The organism is Roseateles sp. GW821-FHT09G03, assembly GCF_059416045.1.
Genome location: NZ_JBWKOK010000005.1, coordinates 392,601 through 408,295, shown reverse-complemented (window position 1 = coordinate 408,295; position 15,695 = coordinate 392,601). Strand labels below are relative to the sequence as shown.

The 15,695-nt window shown below is 66.6% G+C and carries 14 protein-coding genes; 8 read left to right on the top strand and 6 right to left on the bottom strand.

Features of this window, described 5'->3' with window-relative positions; genetic code table 11:
* The first annotated feature begins 147 nt into the window (after positions 1–147).
* Positions 148–669, top strand: coding sequence for a deoxycytidylate deaminase (locus AC07OZ_RS20410; RefSeq protein ID WP_495468911.1), 522 nt, complete (start codon positions 148–150; stop codon positions 667–669).
* 81 nt (positions 670–750) lie between these two features.
* A complete protein-coding gene (locus tag AC07OZ_RS20405; protein ID WP_495468910.1) occupies positions 751–1,077 on the top strand; it encodes a hypothetical protein in 327 nt (108 codons plus the stop codon).
* Between the two features lie 152 nt (positions 1,078–1,229).
* Here the strand turns inward: AC07OZ_RS20405 and AC07OZ_RS20400 are convergent, their stop codons facing one another.
* Positions 1,230–1,526: a hypothetical protein gene (locus AC07OZ_RS20400; RefSeq protein WP_495468909.1), complete on the bottom strand. Its 297-nt coding sequence runs from the start codon at positions 1,524–1,526 to the stop codon at positions 1,230–1,232.
* On the opposite strand from AC07OZ_RS20400, the gene AC07OZ_RS20395 reads away from it, so the two are divergent.
* The 6 genes from AC07OZ_RS20395 to AC07OZ_RS20370 all read left to right on the top strand — a co-directional run bounded on the left by AC07OZ_RS20395 (position 1,525) and on the right by AC07OZ_RS20370 (position 9,146).
* Positions 1,525–2,172: an SDR family NAD(P)-dependent oxidoreductase gene (locus AC07OZ_RS20395; protein ID WP_495468908.1), complete on the top strand. Its 648-nt coding sequence runs from the start codon at positions 1,525–1,527 to the stop codon at positions 2,170–2,172. The genes AC07OZ_RS20400 and AC07OZ_RS20395 overlap by 2 nt on opposite strands.
* A 73-nt stretch (positions 2,173–2,245) precedes the next feature.
* Positions 2,246–2,437: a hypothetical protein gene (locus AC07OZ_RS20390; protein ID WP_495468907.1), complete on the top strand. Its 192-nt coding sequence runs from the start codon at positions 2,246–2,248 to the stop codon at positions 2,435–2,437.
* Between the two features lie 124 nt (positions 2,438–2,561).
* A complete protein-coding gene (locus AC07OZ_RS20385) occupies positions 2,562–3,305 on the top strand; it encodes a hypothetical protein (protein ID WP_495468906.1) in 744 nt (247 codons plus the stop codon).
* Between the two features lie 721 nt (positions 3,306–4,026).
* A complete protein-coding gene (locus tag AC07OZ_RS20380; RefSeq protein ID WP_495468905.1) occupies positions 4,027–6,156 on the top strand; it encodes an RHS repeat domain-containing protein in 2,130 nt (709 codons plus the stop codon).
* Positions 6,157–6,159: 3 nt separating this feature from the next.
* Entirely contained in the window at positions 6,160–8,463 is a 2,304-nt protein-coding gene (locus tag AC07OZ_RS20375) for an RHS repeat domain-containing protein (protein ID WP_495468904.1), read from the top strand.
* Positions 8,460–9,146, top strand: coding sequence for a hypothetical protein (locus AC07OZ_RS20370; protein WP_495468903.1), 687 nt, complete (start codon positions 8,460–8,462; stop codon positions 9,144–9,146). Before AC07OZ_RS20375 ends, AC07OZ_RS20370 begins: the two co-directional genes overlap by 4 nt.
* 8 nt (positions 9,147–9,154) lie before the next feature.
* Here the strand turns inward: AC07OZ_RS20370 and AC07OZ_RS20365 are convergent, their stop codons facing one another.
* The 5 genes from AC07OZ_RS20365 to AC07OZ_RS20345 all read right to left on the bottom strand — a co-directional run bounded on the left by AC07OZ_RS20365 (position 9,155) and on the right by AC07OZ_RS20345 (position 15,577).
* Complete coding sequence (locus tag AC07OZ_RS20365) at positions 9,155–10,102, bottom strand: 2OG-Fe(II) oxygenase (protein WP_495468902.1); 948 nt, start codon at positions 10,100–10,102, stop codon at positions 9,155–9,157.
* Between the two features lie 13 nt (positions 10,103–10,115).
* Positions 10,116–10,820 carry a hypothetical protein gene (locus AC07OZ_RS20360; RefSeq protein WP_495468901.1) on the bottom strand — a complete coding sequence of 235 codons (705 nt, stop codon included), beginning with the start codon at positions 10,818–10,820 and terminating at the stop codon, positions 10,116–10,118.
* 20 nt (positions 10,821–10,840) lie between these two features.
* On the bottom strand, positions 10,841–12,235 hold the full coding sequence (locus AC07OZ_RS20355; RefSeq protein WP_495468900.1) for a cytochrome-c peroxidase: 1,395 nt from the start codon (positions 12,233–12,235) through the stop codon (positions 10,841–10,843).
* A gap of 74 nt (positions 12,236–12,309) precedes the next feature.
* On the bottom strand, positions 12,310–14,604 hold the full coding sequence (locus tag AC07OZ_RS20350) for a phosphoesterase (protein WP_495468899.1): 2,295 nt from the start codon (positions 14,602–14,604) through the stop codon (positions 12,310–12,312).
* A 259-nt stretch (positions 14,605–14,863) separates the two neighbouring features.
* Positions 14,864–15,577 carry a hypothetical protein gene (locus tag AC07OZ_RS20345; protein WP_495468898.1) on the bottom strand — a complete coding sequence of 238 codons (714 nt, stop codon included), beginning with the start codon at positions 15,575–15,577 and terminating at the stop codon, positions 14,864–14,866.
* Positions 15,578–15,695: the final 118 nt, after the last annotated feature.

Sequence of the window (15,695 nt, the reverse complement as noted above, 5' to 3'; positions counted from 1 at the left end):
TTGGCGGGGTGTGGAATGGCCTCACTGTCGGACAAGGGCGTGGCCGGGTCTTGTAGAAAACCGACGCGGCCGTTCGCGAAACGACCTGCGCGCAGGGCTCCACTACACTTCTCCGCCTTCCTGAACCTCCGCGTTCCCGCTCCCGTCATGGACAACCAACCGCTGATCGACTGGCATTCGATGTTCATGGGCGTGGCCCTGCTGGCCAGCGCCCGTTCCAAGGACAGCCGCAAGCGCAACGGCGCCTGCATCGCCAGCGCGGACTACAAGATCGTCGGGGTGGGCTACAACGGCCTGCCGCGCGGCTGCGACGACAACGACCCCGCCTACTGGTCCGACGACGACGCCGATCCGGCCAACTCGCGCCACAGCTACATCGTCCACGCCGAGGTCAACGCCATCCTCAACTGCGTCGTGCTGCCGCTGACCGGCAGCACCATCTACACGACGCAGTACCCGTGCCCGCGCTGCGTGCAGTCCATCATCCAGGTCGGCATCCAGCGCGTCGTCTACCTGGAGAAGAAGGACCACCAGATCGGCTTGAACACGGCCTCCGCCAAGATGCTGACCGACGCCGGGATCAACGTGCTGGCGCTCAACGAGCTGGACGTGCCAGCCGCCGTCTGGTGCACCGACCTGTCGGGCTTCATCGCCAAGCCGCGGACCTGATCCGACGAACTGGCCGGGAAACACCCCGCTTTTCCCGCTCAAGTTTTGGGCGGCTCGATTCATGATCCCTCCCACGCCGACATGAATCGTTCCGAGGCCGCCATGCACACCACCGCCATCCCGCCGCACCTGATGCCCGAAACCGCCCAGGCTCCCTGGGGACTGGTGCCGGATCTCGGCCTGACGGTGGCCGGCTCGGCCGGCATAGACGAGCTGTATGCGCTGCAGGACCTGATGGCCGGACAAGGCCTGACCCTGCAGCCGACGCGCATGCTGTACGACCGCCTCTACGCGCTGGAGCGCCTGAACACCGCGTATGCCCGCGGCAACGCGCAGCTGCAGGCGGCGGCGCAGGAACTGTTCGACGCCTACCAGCGTCGCGGCGAATGGATCGGCCTGGTGCACTGAGCCGGCTTCCCGTCCCCAGACCCGTACCGAAGGCGCCCGCGAGGCGCCTTTGTCATTTCCGTCTGACGCTTCTGGCATTTCACTGCCGGGTCTCCCGTTGTCGACGCATCGACTTCCCCTCGATTGGGCGTGGCGCACGCCGGGTCGCTTCGCTAGGCTGAGGCGGTCAGGGATGGAGCGAAAAAAATCATGCTCACGACGATCTGGAGGGCGCTGAAGATCCAGCGCAGGGTGGCCATGGGTCCGCTCATGTTGACCTTCCAATGGGGGAAGTCGACACGGCTGGTCCGGTCGAGGACGAGGCGCACTGGCCGGGCGGCCTTCGATGCCGGCGCCGTCCGGCAGCCGGTCGCGCCCGTCGAGCGACAGGCCGGGCGAGTTTCCGAGCCCTTGTCGCCGCCCAGCGCGCTGCTGTTCGGCGTCGGGCCTGGATTGGGCGAGGCGCTCATGGAGCGACTGGATGGTGAAGGCTTCCGGCTCGGCGTCGTGTCGCGCAACGCCGGGCGCTTGCAGGGGCTGCTGGATCGATTGCCGGGAGGCGGCCGTCGACATCACGCCTATGCCTGCGATGTCACGCTGGAGACCTCCGTCGACAAGGCCTTCGCGCAATTCGCGCGGGACTTCGGCGCGCCGTCGCTGGTGATCTACGCACTGCAGAGCTTCGGCCCCGGCACCATCGACGACATCGAGGTCCCCGCCTTCGAGGAGGGCTTGCGCCACAACTGCTTCGGCGCGTTCCTGGTGTCCCGCCTGGCCTGCCGGGCGATGGCGGAGGCGGGGCGGGGCACGCTGCTGCTGGTCGGCTCGACGTCGTCCGTCATCGGGCGGGCAGGGCACCTGAATCTCGTCGCCGGAAAATTCGGACAGCGTGGACTCGCGCAGGTGCTCGCCCGCGAGATGTGGCCGCGAGGCGTTCACGTGGCCCACGTGATGATCGACGCCGACATCCAGGAAGGCGAGGGACGCGCCCATCCGCAATCGGAGCCGCACCACATTGCGGAGACGCTGCTGTTCCTGCATCGGCAGCCGAAGTCCGCGTGGACCAGCGAGCTGGATCTCCGGCCGTGGAATGAGCGCTTCTGGGAGCATTGCTGAGACGGACGATGCTGAGTCGCCATCAGGGCCACCCCCGATGGCTAAGATCAGGCGACCACTTCAGGAGGACGGCATGAACGCACCGCGCTCTCCCCAGGACTTCCCACCCGGCCTGCACGGCGGGCTCGAGCACGACGACGAGGATCACCGCGTCGGCGAGACGGGCCAGAAGGGCCCTGAAGGCGATGGCGACGTCGATCGCGCGCATCACGAGCAGCAGGACCGCGACAGCCGGGACGACCGAGCCCGACCACCCAGGCGCTGAAGCACACGCTGCAGAAGAACGCTGAACAGTTACCTTCTGCCGTCTTGGCGCCTTCATCCCCCGAGGGCAGAATCCGCGATCGCCAAAAAGCCAGCAAGGCGATCGAACTCGGGAGGAAAAGGCGATGCCATTCGTCGGATTGGGTGTTCACATCCTGTTGGCGCTGTTCTGCGCCGTTCACGTGGTGCGCAACGGGGGGCAGCTGTACTGGCTGATCATCCTGTTCTCGTTCCCGCTGCTGGGCAGCCTCGTCTACCTGCTGGTATTCGTGGTGCCGCACTCGCGGGTCGAGCGCAGCGCCAAGCGCGCCGTGCGCGCGGCCGGCCGCGCGATGGATCCTGGCCGGGAACTGCGCGAGGCGCGCGCCGCCTTCGACGACACCCCGACCGCGCAGAACCAGATGCGTCTGGCCACCGCGCTGCTGGAGGCCGGCGAGGCGGCGCAGTCCGCCGAGCAATTCCAGGCCTGCCTGCGCGGCCCGTTCGCGAAGGACCTGGAGATCCGGCTCGGCGCTGCTCGCGCTTTCCTCGCTGCCGGACAGGCGGCTCAAGCGCTGGAACACCTCGCCTCAATGCGTGCAGAGAAGGCCGACTTCCGCGCCGAGGCGGTGTCGTTGCTGACCGCGCGGGCGCTGGCGGCCCTGGATCGCACCGTGGAGGCGCGCGCCGAATTCGAATCCGCGTCGGAGCGCTTCGGCAGCGTCGAGGTCTGGGCGGAGTACGCGATCTGGGCGCTAGCCCGCGGCGACGACGCGACCGCGCAGCCGCTGCTGGCGAAGATCGACAAGGTCAGCGCGAAGTGGAATGCGCTGGCGAAGCAGCTCAATGAGCCGGTGATGCGGCGTTTGCGGGCGGCGCGCAAGGCCTGACCCCGTGACGGCGGCGTGAAGGCCGGCCTCCCTCTTTGGAGGTGATGGCGCGGGTCCCGCCGTCCCGACAGAATCGTTTCCGTTCAATCAGGGAGGGACCTGGCCGGTGACGGGCGCTTCAGACGCTCGCCCGGCCGGTTGTGCCAAGCGGCCGTCGGCGCGCAGGGATTCCTGATCTTGATGTCCTTTTATGTTCAGGAAGTCCTTCATGTCTCTATTGCCGCACGCTTGGTGGAGCCAACTCCGCGCCTACTTCACCCCGTTCCTGCTGTTCGGGACACTGTTGCTGGGCGCTCCCGCCGCGCAGGCTTACGAGCGCGTCATCCCGACCGACTGGTCGCCTGCGGACAGGCCTGGTAGCGTCACCTTCAATCCGTTTCAGTGCACGGGCAGCGGGTCCGACGGCATCACGAAGAGCCCAAGAGATTCCTCCATCTGGAACATCGTCGGGCGGAGCGGGCGACCTTCCGAGCCAACTGCGATGGCGGCGCGATTCGTCGCATTTGGTACCGCCAATTGCAACCCGTCTTCGCCTTGCAGCTCGCCGGTGACTTATTCGGCTGATGCCTGCGTGACTTCTACGAGTTGGTTCTCGGCTTCGACTTACTGCACGATCCGGTCGACGCAGACGTACTGGACGCAGACTTCGCCTGTGTGCGGCGGTGAGCAACGAGTCTTCGTCAACGCGCAAAATGCATCGTTCCTCAAGGATTGCGGCAAGGTGTCCAACGCGCATTACGAGGCCGGCAGCGGTGAGTGCGTCTGCGATGCCGGTGTCTACGTCCCCGAGCAGAAATCATGTCTGCCGATCACGGACCGGTACTTCCAGACGAACTGCGACACCTGCCACGGCAATCCCATCGTCGCGCTGACGGGGGCGAAGCTGCAGCCGATTGAGCTCGGTCAACTGTCCTGGCTGCCACTGAAGGTGACCTTCAATTCGTCGCGGCGCGTGCCGTATGCGACCGGCGTCCAACCGTTCATGCGGGATGACGCCAAGCTATTGGGGGACGACTGGAAACCCAGCTTCGAGCGCGGTGTCTTCACCGACGTGCACAAGGACATGAGCCAGCCCGCGAAGCTGATCAACGTCCAGCGCGGCGACGGCAACTGGACCAGCTTCCAATCGACGGGCTCGGCATTCGCGCCGGCGTCGCCAGCTCTCAACGATCGGCTGACCGTGGTTTCGGGCGGCTATCTGTACTACGACGCGGAAGCCATGACGATCGAGCGCTACGACGCCAGCGGCCGGCTGACGCGCTTATCGACGGTGGGCGGATCCTTCATCGACGTGACCCGCAGCGGCGGCGCCCAGGTGGTCGGCGACAACCCGGATGCGGACGGACTGCCGGTCTCGCTGACTGACCAGACGGGGCGTGCCTACCAGCTCAAGTACATCAAGCTCGCTGACGGAGCGTTCCGCTTGTCGAGGATCCAAGGGCCGGGGACCGATGTCCAGTTCGGTTACGACGCGCAGGCGCGGCTGAACGGCGTGACCTTCGCCGACAACGCCGCCCGGACCTTCCTGTACGAGGACGCGGGCCATGCCTGGGCGCTGACCGGCTACCTGGACGAAAACCAGGCGCGCGCCGGCACCTACGGCTACGACGCCGAGGGGCGGGCCGTGTCGACCGCCCGGGCGCAGGGCTTGGACGCCTACAGCGTGACCTGGGGAACGCCACCGCGGTGGAACGTCGCCACGTACTTCGACAACCTCAACCAGAAGCTCTGGCGGGATCACTACCTTGAACTGCCGCAGGACGTGCGCGTGAGCTATCCGAACGGCGATGTCGAGGCGCTCGAGGCCGGTGGTGCCTACGGCAGCGTCAAGTGGCGCGCGAAGACCCGTGGCAGTGCGACGGGCATGCCGTCGACCGAGCGGCGGGTGCTCGACCAGAACCTCAACGTCACGCAGTACGACGATCCCAACGGCAACCGCCGCTGCGCGACGTTCGATCTGACGCGCAATCTCGAGACGGCGCGGGTGGAGGGCGCCGGCGCCACGTCGGTCTGCGCGACGGTGTTGGCCGGGGCCATCCCGGCAGGTGGGCGCAAGGTGAGCACGCAGTGGCACCCGGACTGGCGCATCGCGACGAAGACGGCGGAGCCTCGCCGCATCACGACGCTGGTCTACAACGGCCAGTCCGATCCGTTCAACGGCGGCGCGGTGGCGAGCTGTGCGCCGGCGGATGCGAAGCTGCCGGACAACAAGCCCCTCGTGGTGCTGTGCAAGCGCGTGGAACAGGCGACGACGGATGAGACGGGCGCGCTCGGCTTCACCGCGACGCTGCAGGCGGGCGTTCCCGCGCGCGCGACGAGCTGGACCTACAACGCCACGGGTCAGGTCTTGACCAAGACCGATCCGCTCAACCGCGTCGTCGTCACCAACGAGTACTACACCGACACGAACGTCGACCATACCAAGGGCGATCTGAAGACTTCGAAGAACGCTCTCAACCACGTCACGACCTTCACGAAGTACGACGCCTACGGCAATCCGCTCGAGGCGGTCGACGCCAACCTGACCTCGACGATCTACACCTACGACGCGCGTCAGCGGCTGACGTCGGTGACCACTGCGGGCTCGACGACGACCTACGAGTACTGGCCCACCGGCCTGCTCAAGAAGTCGTCCCAGCCGGACGGCAGCGCCGTGAACTACGAATACGACGATGCGCATCGACTCGTCGCCGCGTCGGACACGCAAGGCAACCGCGTCGAGTACACGCTCGACCAGAGCGGCAACAAAACCAATGAAGTGGCCAAGGACCCGGATGGAGCGCTCAAGCGGACGATGAGCCGCGCGTTCGATGCGCTGGGTCGGGCGCAACAGACGACGGGGAGGGAGTAAGCCATGAACCGCATCGACAGGCACTCGAAGTGCCGGAGCACACTCGCATCCGCCGTGGCTGCGCTCATCGGTCTGATCGGGGCACTCGCACCGATCGCCCATGCGGCGACGCTGCCACCACCGCCAGTCTCGCCGGCGCCTGTGACCGACTACGAGTACGACGCCAAGGGCAATCCGACCAAGGTGATCAAGGCTAAGGGCGTGAGCGGCTTCGGCTTCGCGACAAGCAATGCGTACGACCCGCTGGATCGGGTCAAGACCAGCACGGACGCGCGCAACGGCGTGACGCAACTGGGCTACGACGGCATCGACCAGCTGAAGCAGGTCACCGATCCGCGCAGCCTGGTGACCTCGTATCAGCGCAACGGGCTCGGCGACCTCACGCAGCTGGTGAGCCCGGACACGGGCACCGCCAACAGCACCTACGACGCCGAAGGGCTCCTGCTCACCCGCACGGACAGCCGCGGCGTGCTGGCGACCTATGGCTATGACGCTCTCGACCGCGTGACCTCTGCGGTCTACACGCAAAGCGGCCAGACGGCGCAGAACTACGCGTGGACCTACGACCAGACCGGCGGCGACTTCGGCGCCGGTATCGGCCGGCTCACGACGGCCACCGGTACGGCGGGCAACACGAAGTACGGCTACGACGCCAAGGGCCGCGTGATCACGGTGATCCAGACGGTGGGAACGGCGGTCTTCACCACGCGCTACGGGTATGACCTCGCGGATCACGTCACCAGCATCACGTACCCGTCGGGTCGCGTTCTGACCATCCAGTACGACGCCGGCCTGCCGGTGAGCATGAGCGTGGCCAAGGACGCGTCAAGCGCCGCTCAGCCGCTGATCACCGGCATCCAGTGGGAACCCTTCGGTCCGGCGCGCAGCTGGAACATTCAGATGACCGCAGGCCCGAAGCCCATCGAACGGGTCTTCGACCAATACGGTCGGATCGTCCGGTACTCGCTGAACTCCCGGGTCCGCGACATCACGTACGACGCGGCGGACCGCATCGTCAGCTACACGCACCTGGACGCCACGACCGGACAGGCCACCGCCGAAGCCCAGTCCCTCAATCAGAGCTTCGGCTACGACGAGCTCGGTCGACTGACCGGCATCGTCACGCCCACCTCGAGCTGGACCATCGGCTACGACGCCAACGGCAACCGGACCGGCGTGACGCTCAATGGAACGGCTCGGACCTACGCGACCGAAGCGACGAGCAACCGCCTCACGAGCGTCAGCAATCCCACGCGCGGCTTCGGCTACGACGCGATGGGCAACACGCTGAGCGACACGGGCCTCGCGTACACGACGACCTACGGTCTCGATGGCCGGATGGGGACGATCACGAAGGCCGGCGTGACCACGACATACAGCTACGACGCCGGCGGGCAGCGAGTGCGCAAGGTGTCGGGCTCGACGACGACGCACTTCAGCTACGACCAGAACGGCCAGCTCTTGGGCCAGTACTCGGGCACGACGCCTTCACAGGAGTTCGTGTGGCTGGGCAGCATTCCGGTCGCCGTGCTTCACGGCGCGTCGCAGGATCCGGAGGTGCTCTACGTGTTCTCGGACCATCTCGGCGCACCGCGCGTGATGATCGACAAGAACAACGGTGGCCGCTGGCGCTGGATCAGCGAGCCGTTCGGGAACACGGCAGCGGAAGAAGCGCCCGGCGGCCTCGCGCCCGTGACGCTGAACCTGCGCTTCCCCGGCCAGTACTTCGACAAGGAGTCGGGGCTGAGCTACAACTACTTCCGGGACTATGACGGGACGATCGGGCGCTATGCGCAGAGCGATCCTGCAGGCCTCGTCGGTGGTATCAACTCGTTCGCTTATGTTGAAAATTCTCCACTGTCGAGAACTGATCGACTCGGACTTTTTTCGGATGAAGGCGGGACGTATCTCGGGCCAACGGTGGTGGCCGGACGTGCATTGGCGAGCACGATCGGGGGCGTCGCGACGGCTTCCATTTTTGCGGGTGCTACGCTGTACCAGGCATGCCATCCCCAGGATTGCAGCGGGAAACTGAAGGCGATCTATGACGCGATGAACGAGGTGGAAGGCCGGCTGAGAGATCTGTACTTCGATGACCTGAACCTCAAGGACGTCGCCCCATGCAAACCTTCTCCGTCTCTGAAGAAGGGGACGGGAAGTTGGAACGGGCACATCCAGCAACTCGAGAATCAACAAACTCGACTCAGGAATGCGATCAAGGACGCGCTGGACGCAGGCTGCAAAGTCCCATCCTTTGCGTGGCAACTGGCTTTTGCGAAACTGCCGATGCGTAGAGAGTGCAAATGAAATTTCGCGTAGACAACCTGTCGATGCTCTTGAGTGCCGACTGGTTCATTCCCCATTGGAGTCTCTGCGGCTTGCGTTCGGATGTTGCGAGCCGACGAAAGCTGCTCGATGAATGTCGACACATCGTGCGAGGAATCCTCGGTGGAGCAGATGTCTACTGGGACGCCGAGTTCAGTGCGGAAAGGGAAGCCCGGACGTTGTCAGAATTCGGGCACGCCTTGGAGGCTTCACTGGACATCGATGAGGATCGCGAAAAGTTGCTTCGCTTTGTTCTCAGTGATGCTGGGAATGATGCTTTGAGCGCTGCGGAGGAACAGGTCCCGTTGCTCATCTCGCTTCTTCTTCAATCCGAGGATGTCGACGAGCGCACATTCATTGGTCAGGAAGGCATGGCGAAAGTCGCTAGGGTTCACGCTCGTTCGGATTCGGAGCAGAGGCTCGTAGCTGCCGCGTCGATCACTTCAAACTGGGACGCATGGCTTCAAAGTCTCACGCCGGATGTGCCGGCGTTGACTGTCGATACGGCACGGATGCTTTCACGGCAGTCGGGAGAGGCCGATCGTCTTCTTGCTGAACTGAGCCAAGAGTTGACTGCCGATCAGTGGGGAGCGTTTGCTAAATGGATGAACCGGATGGCGTTGGAGTTGACCGGAAACCCGATCAACCTCGATGGCGCGCGCTAGTTTCGGTACTAGGCGCTCACGAACACCCGCTCCCGCATCCACTTCGTCGCCACCCACTTCTCTCCGCGCGTGACTGCGCTGCTGGCGTGCAGCGAGGCGTGGTCAAGTTCGCCGTGTGAGTTGGCGTACTCGAAGTAGACGGCGTTCCCTCGCTGCGGCGACACCGCCCAGCCCGCAGCCGGAAACACCGTCTCGCCACCAGCGGGCACGTCGTTCAAGTAGGTCACGAGCGTGCTGACACGCTGCCCGCTCCGCGCGATCGACGCCTGATTCGCCGGGTTCGACGGCACCAGGAAGTCGTAGTGCGGCGCGCTGCCCGCGCCTTCGGGGTAGTGCAGGATCTGCAGCCCTTCGCCGTGCGAGACCGGCAGGTTCATGATTTCCGCGATGCGCCGATCGAGGCGCGCGATCAGCGGTGTCTCCGCCGGGCGGAAGAACATGCCGAGGCTGCTGCGCAAGCCGCTCACCACGTCGCGTCCGGTGCGCGGATCGACGAGCGTCGATGGCCGCAGCCGGCCTCGCGCGAGGGCGATGACCTCCTCGCACTCTTCGGCGCTGAAGACGCCATTGAGCACTGCCAGCATCGGCCGCTCCGCACGCGCAGCCACGCGCACGAGGCGGTTGTCCGTCACGATCGAGGTGCCGGGACGGAAGCGCGGCGTCTCGTACCGATAAGGCGGCGCGCCGTCGAGGGCCGATGCCATCGGCCTTCCCGTCGATGTCCCTGTCGAGAGGCCCGTGGGCATAGTCTCGGGCGACAACTCGACCTGATCCACCGGCATCGCCCGCTCCCCGCGGCGCGCACGCACGAAGGCCTCGACGATCGCCTGCGCCGCCTCGGCCGCGATGTCCCGCTCCTGCAGCGCGCCGCGCAGCTCGCCCGGCGCCACGCCGTTGTCCAGATGCTGGCGGACCCAGTCCCCCAGCGCGGGAGGAAAACGCACCACGGTCGTCATGACGGCGCCCGCCTCAGAGCAGGTCCACGGCGACCCAACCGGTCTCCGTCTTCTTGAACGTCTCCTGCAGCTGCGCGCTGCCCGCGCCGCGGATCACCTGCGCCACGACGGGGAAGACCTTCTGCAGTTCGGCATCGCTGGTCCACGGCGCGGCCTTCACCTGGTAGGTGTAGCTCACGACCGCGTGACGGTCCTTGCCTTCGCCGCCCAGCTCCCAATGCACGACCTTGTCCAGGCTGAGCTTGGCCGCACAGAAGTCGCCGCGCGTCTCCTTGCCGCCGTCGGGGCGCGGTTGCTCGCGCGTCACGTAGAACTGCCTGCCGGTCTCGGTCAGCGCGTAGCGCCGGACCTTCATGTGGTGCGAGACCTCGTTGTCGTCCTTCACGTCGACCTCAGCCACCGTCGAGCTCGCGAGCCCCAGCCGCTCCAGCACCGGCATCTGCAGCGCGTTGCGCGCGCCGGCGTCGATCTCGCGCTGGGTCAGGTCGATGGGCCACTCGTTCTTGGCCAGGCACAGGTCGCCGCGTTTGGCGAGGTAGGCCTGCATGCCCGCGACGAAGTGGTCGGCGGTCGGCTCGGTCGACGCGGTCGGGGCCGACGGCTCGCCGGACCGCGAGCAGGCGGAGAGCGCAGCCAGCGTGAGCACGGAGGCCACGAGGCCGGCCACGCGCACGGCGCGATGAGGAGTGGAAGCGGACGTCATGCGGAAGATGGACATGGGGAATTCGGAAGGGCGGATCACGACGTGCAGGCGCCAGCGGCAGGCGCTTTCGCCGGCTGGGTGTCCTTGTCGTTGAGCGTGTTCAGGAAGCAGATGAGGTCGGCGATGTCCTGCTCGGACATCGGCGGCTTGCTGTGCGCCGCACGGCCGTCCAGCGGCATCTGCGTGTCGATGTTGCCGACGAACTGCTGGGGCAGGTCGTCGAACTTGCGCACCTTGCCGCCGACGTACTGCGTGGTGATCAGGCCGTAGGTCGGGAAGTCGGGATCCGGCGTCGCCTTGGGCGTGCCGCCCTCCGTCGGATACCAGAGCTCGGGCATCGTGTCGCGCGTGTTGTAGAAGCGGATCGTCTGCTCGAGCGAATGGAAGATGCCGTTGTGGAAGAAGCTGCCGCGCGTGGCCACGTTGCGCAGCGTCGGCGACTTGAACATGCCGCAGAAGGTGTTGCCCTTCACCGGCGCGTGGTCCGTGCGCAGCGGTCCGCACAGGCCGATGTCGGCGTAGCTCGCGTCCGCGTTGGCCGGGATCGCCGCGTTGCGCGGCACGCCGATCGCCTCGTAGGAGAAGTCGGTGAAGATCGCCGTGCTGCCGTTCAGGCCGGCGCCCTGGTAGTGGCACGACGCGCAGTTGCCGCCGTTGGGATCGGCGAAGACCTTCAGTCCGCGCGCTTCGGCCGCGGTCAGCACGCCGCCGATCTTGTTGCCGATGTAGAGGTCGAACTTGCTCGAGTACGGATGGAAGCTGACGTCCTCCAGCTGGAAGGCCTGCAGCGCCTTGCCGGCGGCGGCGAAGGCCTGGTCGACGTTGTCGAAGGCCTGCGCGCCGAAGGCCTGGCGGAACAGCTCCGCGTACGGTCCGGCCTGCAGCTTCTTCACCACGTCAGCGGCGCTGGTGTTGGCCATCTCGTTCGGATCCAGCAGCGGCAGGGCCGCCTGGTCGGCGAGCGTGGCCGCGCGGCCGTCCCAGGCGAAGCCGCCACCGGGACCGGGCACGCTGACGCCATCGGGGTTGTCGAGCAGGTCCGCGTAGGGCGGCGTCGCGTCCTTGTAGCGCAGCGACGGCACGGCGCGCACGCCGGCGCTCTGCAGGTCGGGCCCGCCGAGCTGCACCGACAGGTCGTTGGGCGGGCCGTAGGCGTTCTTCGGATCGTGGCAGGTGGCGCAGGCCATCCGGCCGGAGCCCGACAGCGTCTTGTCGAAGAACATCTTCTGACCGACCTGCGCGATGGGGCTCAGCGGCGTGACGGGATTCAACGCGGTGCCGGCGCTCGAGGCGGCATTGGAAGGCGCGACATCGGCGTCGCCCTTGCCGGAGGGCCCGCACGCGGCGAGCAGGGCACCGAGACCGACGCACACGCACGCGCCGACGAAGGCGGCCACCGAGGCGCGCACATGGAAGAGGACGTCACGCATGGAAAGAGGAGGGGGAGAAATGAGAGGGCCGGCGGCGCTCGCGCGCCGCCGGCTTCAGACGCGGAGGACCGCGATTACTTCTTCAGCGCCCAGACGCTGGTCTGCACCGCGTCGGCGCCGATCTGCGCGGCCGTGTTCACGTCGGCCGACTGCTTCTGCGTGTAGTTGGCCGGGGCCTTCCACGCATGGTTGATCGCGCGCACCGAGTCGAAGTGGGTGTCGGCGCTGCCGGCGTACTCAGGCAGGTTGAGGATGTTGGCCGCGATGAACTTCTCGGTGTACTTCGAGCGGTTCATGTACGACGCATCCACCGCCGGGTCGGCCAGCTGGAACATGTCCTGCAGCGTGCGCACGAACGAGAAGTGGCTGTAGGCATCGCCGTCCGACACACCCTTGGGCGCGTCGGCCTGGTTGGTCAGGATGCCGAAGATGCTCTCGCCGTGGCCGCGGTTGCCCTTGGTGTAGTTGTTGACGCTGGCGTCGACCGTGACCGCGCCGGTCTTCGCGTCGACCACCACCGGCTTGGACACCGAGCTGTTCGACACGTTCCAGCCGCAGCACGAGTTGAAGCCCGAGGTGGCGTTGCCTTCGTCGAACATCAGCACGATGGCGACGCGCTTGGCCGGGTTCTTCCACAGCGCGGAGGCCTGGATCTTCTTCACCAGCGCGTCGACGTAGTTGTCGCCGCGCGTGATGATGTTGGCCGCCGAGGTCTGCGCCACGTTGTTGGACACGCTGCCGCAGTCGCTGGCCGTGGCGGCGGTGCCGTCGGTCAGCTTGCCGATGACGCTGATGCCGTGCATGTCGTCGCACTGGTCGGGGACCAGGAAGTTCAGCGTGCCCACCTTGCCGGAGGCCAGGTCGGTGCCGAGCTGGTCGACGTCGTAGTTGGCCGGCACCGCGTAGGCGGCGCTCTTCTTCATGTTGGCGTCCCACTGACCGCCGCCCATGGTGCGGTTGCTGTACTTGAACTCCGGCGCGCTGCGGACGTTCTGGTAGGCCATGCCCGGGTGGTGCTTGGTCTTGTACAGGCCGGCGGGCATCGGCAGCGTCAGGCCGGCGTTGCCGACGGCGGCGGTGTTGTTGTTCAGCGTGCCGGGTGCATAGACGTTGTCGACGGCGGTGACGGCGGCATCAGCCACGGAGTCGGTGCGGAAGTCCTGGCCCGGGTTCATCGACTCGCTGTAGGTGCGCCAGGTCATGCCGGCGGCCGTGATCGCGTTGAACAGGTTGGGCTTGCCGACGATGTTGTGGTTGACCGCGGCGGTCTGCGTGCAGCTGGCCGCGAACGGCGAGCTCGCCAGACCCGGCTGGGTCTTGTCGGGCACGGGCAGGTCCTGGACCGCGTTGGCGCCGGTGGCGTCGCAGTTCCACTGGCTGTCGTCGGTGATGCCGAAGTCGTCGGCGCCGCCGAGCGCCGTGTAGTTCGGCTCGGACGGGTTGCCGGTGGCGTAGTAGCTGGTCAGCTGGTTGCCGGAGGCGAGCAGCGCGTTGATCTTGGGCGCCCACGGCGAGCCCTTGATCGACAGCGTGGCCTTGTTCTCCAGCATCACGATGAAGATGTGGTCGTAGCGCGGCACGCCTTCGAGCGCGAAGGCGGCCTGCTGCGATTGCGCGAAGGTGATCTTGGTGCGCGCGTCCGTGCCGGTGGGCGCGGTGGCGACCGTCACGTTCGCGGCGCCGGCCAGGCGCGGATCGCCGCCCGGGGTCGCGAGCGCGTCGGGGTACATGTCGCCGCGGTCGAGCTTGGTGATCGCGTAGGTGAAGCGGTTGTCCAGGGCCTTGGACTCGGCCAGCATGGCGACTTGCTCGGCGCCGGTGACGGTGTTCACGTCGGCCAGCACGTTGGCCAGCGACACGCCGATGCGGGTGGCGACGGTCTGCTTCTCGACGGCGTAGCTGGTGCCGTTGGCCTCGACGAGGCGCTGCACTTCCGACGACAGCGGGCTGATGACGACGTTGCCGGCCTGCTCGATGACCTGGTCCAGCGAGGCGCGCAGCACGTCGCGGCTGGCGACCTTGGCGCCGGTGGCGGACAGCGTGGCGTCGGTGCCGATGTCGGCGATCAGCGCGGCGTTGGCCGGCATGTTCAGCGAGAAGTGGCCCTTGGCATCGGTGACGACGGGGTTCTCCGTGGTGTCGCAGACGCCGTTGGCGTTGGTGTCGACGCAGACCTTCGCGCCGACGTAGTAGGCGGGATCTATCTTGGGATCGGTCGCGCTGCCGGCGGTGAAGCTGGTGGCGGTGACGACGCCGTTGATCGTGACGCTCGGCGACTGGGTGTCGCTGTCGGAGCCGCAGGCCGCCAGGATGGCAGCGGCGACGAGGGTGAGCGAGGCGTTCAGCGCGGTGGATTTGCTGTGTCGCATGGGGAGTCCTGGAGTGGTGGCGATTGCTTGTTCGTACGCCTCGGGGAGGAGGCTGTTCGAAACGCCGCGCACTCTAGAAATCACGCATGACGGATCCGTGTCACTCGTCGTCAAGGCCGCGTGAGGGCCCTTGCCAGGCAAGGCCTGGCACGTTTCGCAAAGTTACGTGAAGCGGGGCGAGCTCACGAATTGGGATGAGGGTCGCACGTGGCTTGATGGCGAGGGAACGCGCCCAAACAGGCGATTCGGCCGTGTTTGCTCAGGGCGGGTTCGTGCCCTCCGGCTTGGCTGACAGCCATCCAGAAGCTAGAAGCGCCCTGGCCGCGTGGTCGGCGAAGGACTCGACCACATGCGGGTCGGGATGGGACCTGGCGAGCAAGTCACCCGTGTCGAAGCGGCCGGACCAGACCCGTGGACCGCTAGGGCCGTCCGGGCGATCGAGCACGAGCAGTCCGAGCTCGACGTCCAAGCGGGTGCGCCAGGTCTGGCCCGTGGTGTCGCCTGTGTCGGCAACCACCTTGACCAGCGTGGTGTGCAGGCGCGGAACACTCTTGGGCATGTCCGACGTGCAGGCCTTGGCGTCCACGCCGGCTGCGCGCAGACGGTCGAGCAGCCGCGGCGTCGACTGGGCGCGATAGAGCGCGATCGTCGGCATGGCGGCGCTGCGGGCGATGGCCAGCTGTGGCTCCGTGGGTTCCGGCCCGCCGACGATGCGCGCCGTCATCGAGATGGTCGGCGCGACCAGCAGCGGTGTCAGGCAGAGGCTCGGCAACGGCTCCGTCACCGGCTGCCAGAGCCGGGTCGAGGTGGTCTTTGCTTCGCATGTGCCGGTCGGAGAGCAGGTCGTGCCGTGGGCGGCGGGCGGGGTGCCCTCGGCCACACCCGGTACGGCTTGCTGTGCGATGGCAGAGGTCGAGGCAACGATCAGCGCTGTGATCAGCAGCGATCCATGCGCATGCGTCGGTGCATTCATGAGTATGACCCTATCCCGGACACGGTTTTCAGACAACCGAGCAAGCGATGTGATGGGAGTGGCCAAAAGCTGCTTTCACCTACGGATCGGATTGGTTGGCGTCAGGTGTTGCCTTGGA

What these genes read in the sequence shown, in the direction of transcription:
- AC07OZ_RS20360 (WP_495468901.1), bottom strand. Translation starts at nt 10,820, where the DNA reads ATGTCCATCTTCCGCATGACGTCCGCTTCCACTCCTCATCGCGCCGTG.
- AC07OZ_RS20355 (WP_495468900.1), bottom strand. Translation starts at nt 12,235, where the DNA reads ATGCGTGACGTCCTCTTCCATGTGCGCGCCTCGGTGGCCGCCTTCGTC.
- AC07OZ_RS20350 (WP_495468899.1), bottom strand. Translation starts at nt 14,604, where the DNA reads ATGCGACACAGCAAATCCACCGCGCTGAACGCCTCGCTCACCCTCGTC.
- AC07OZ_RS20365 (WP_495468902.1), bottom strand. Translation starts at nt 10,102, where the DNA reads ATGACGACCGTGGTGCGTTTTCCTCCCGCGCTGGGGGACTGGGTCCGC.
- AC07OZ_RS20400 (WP_495468909.1), bottom strand. Translation starts at nt 1,526, where the DNA reads ATGAGCGCCTCGCCCAATCCAGGCCCGACGCCGAACAGCAGCGCGCTG.
- AC07OZ_RS20385 (WP_495468906.1), top strand. Translation starts at nt 2,562, where the DNA reads ATGCCATTCGTCGGATTGGGTGTTCACATCCTGTTGGCGCTGTTCTGC.
- AC07OZ_RS20345 (WP_495468898.1), bottom strand. Translation starts at nt 15,577, where the DNA reads ATGAATGCACCGACGCATGCGCATGGATCGCTGCTGATCACAGCGCTG.
- AC07OZ_RS20395 (WP_495468908.1), top strand. Translation starts at nt 1,525, where the DNA reads ATGGAGCGACTGGATGGTGAAGGCTTCCGGCTCGGCGTCGTGTCGCGC.
- AC07OZ_RS20390 (WP_495468907.1), top strand. Translation starts at nt 2,246, where the DNA reads ATGAACGCACCGCGCTCTCCCCAGGACTTCCCACCCGGCCTGCACGGC.
- AC07OZ_RS20405 (WP_495468910.1), top strand. Translation starts at nt 751, where the DNA reads ATGAATCGTTCCGAGGCCGCCATGCACACCACCGCCATCCCGCCGCAC.
- AC07OZ_RS20370 (WP_495468903.1), top strand. Translation starts at nt 8,460, where the DNA reads ATGAAATTTCGCGTAGACAACCTGTCGATGCTCTTGAGTGCCGACTGG.
- AC07OZ_RS20375 (WP_495468904.1), top strand. Translation starts at nt 6,160, where the DNA reads ATGAACCGCATCGACAGGCACTCGAAGTGCCGGAGCACACTCGCATCC.
- AC07OZ_RS20410 (WP_495468911.1), top strand. Translation starts at nt 148, where the DNA reads ATGGACAACCAACCGCTGATCGACTGGCATTCGATGTTCATGGGCGTG.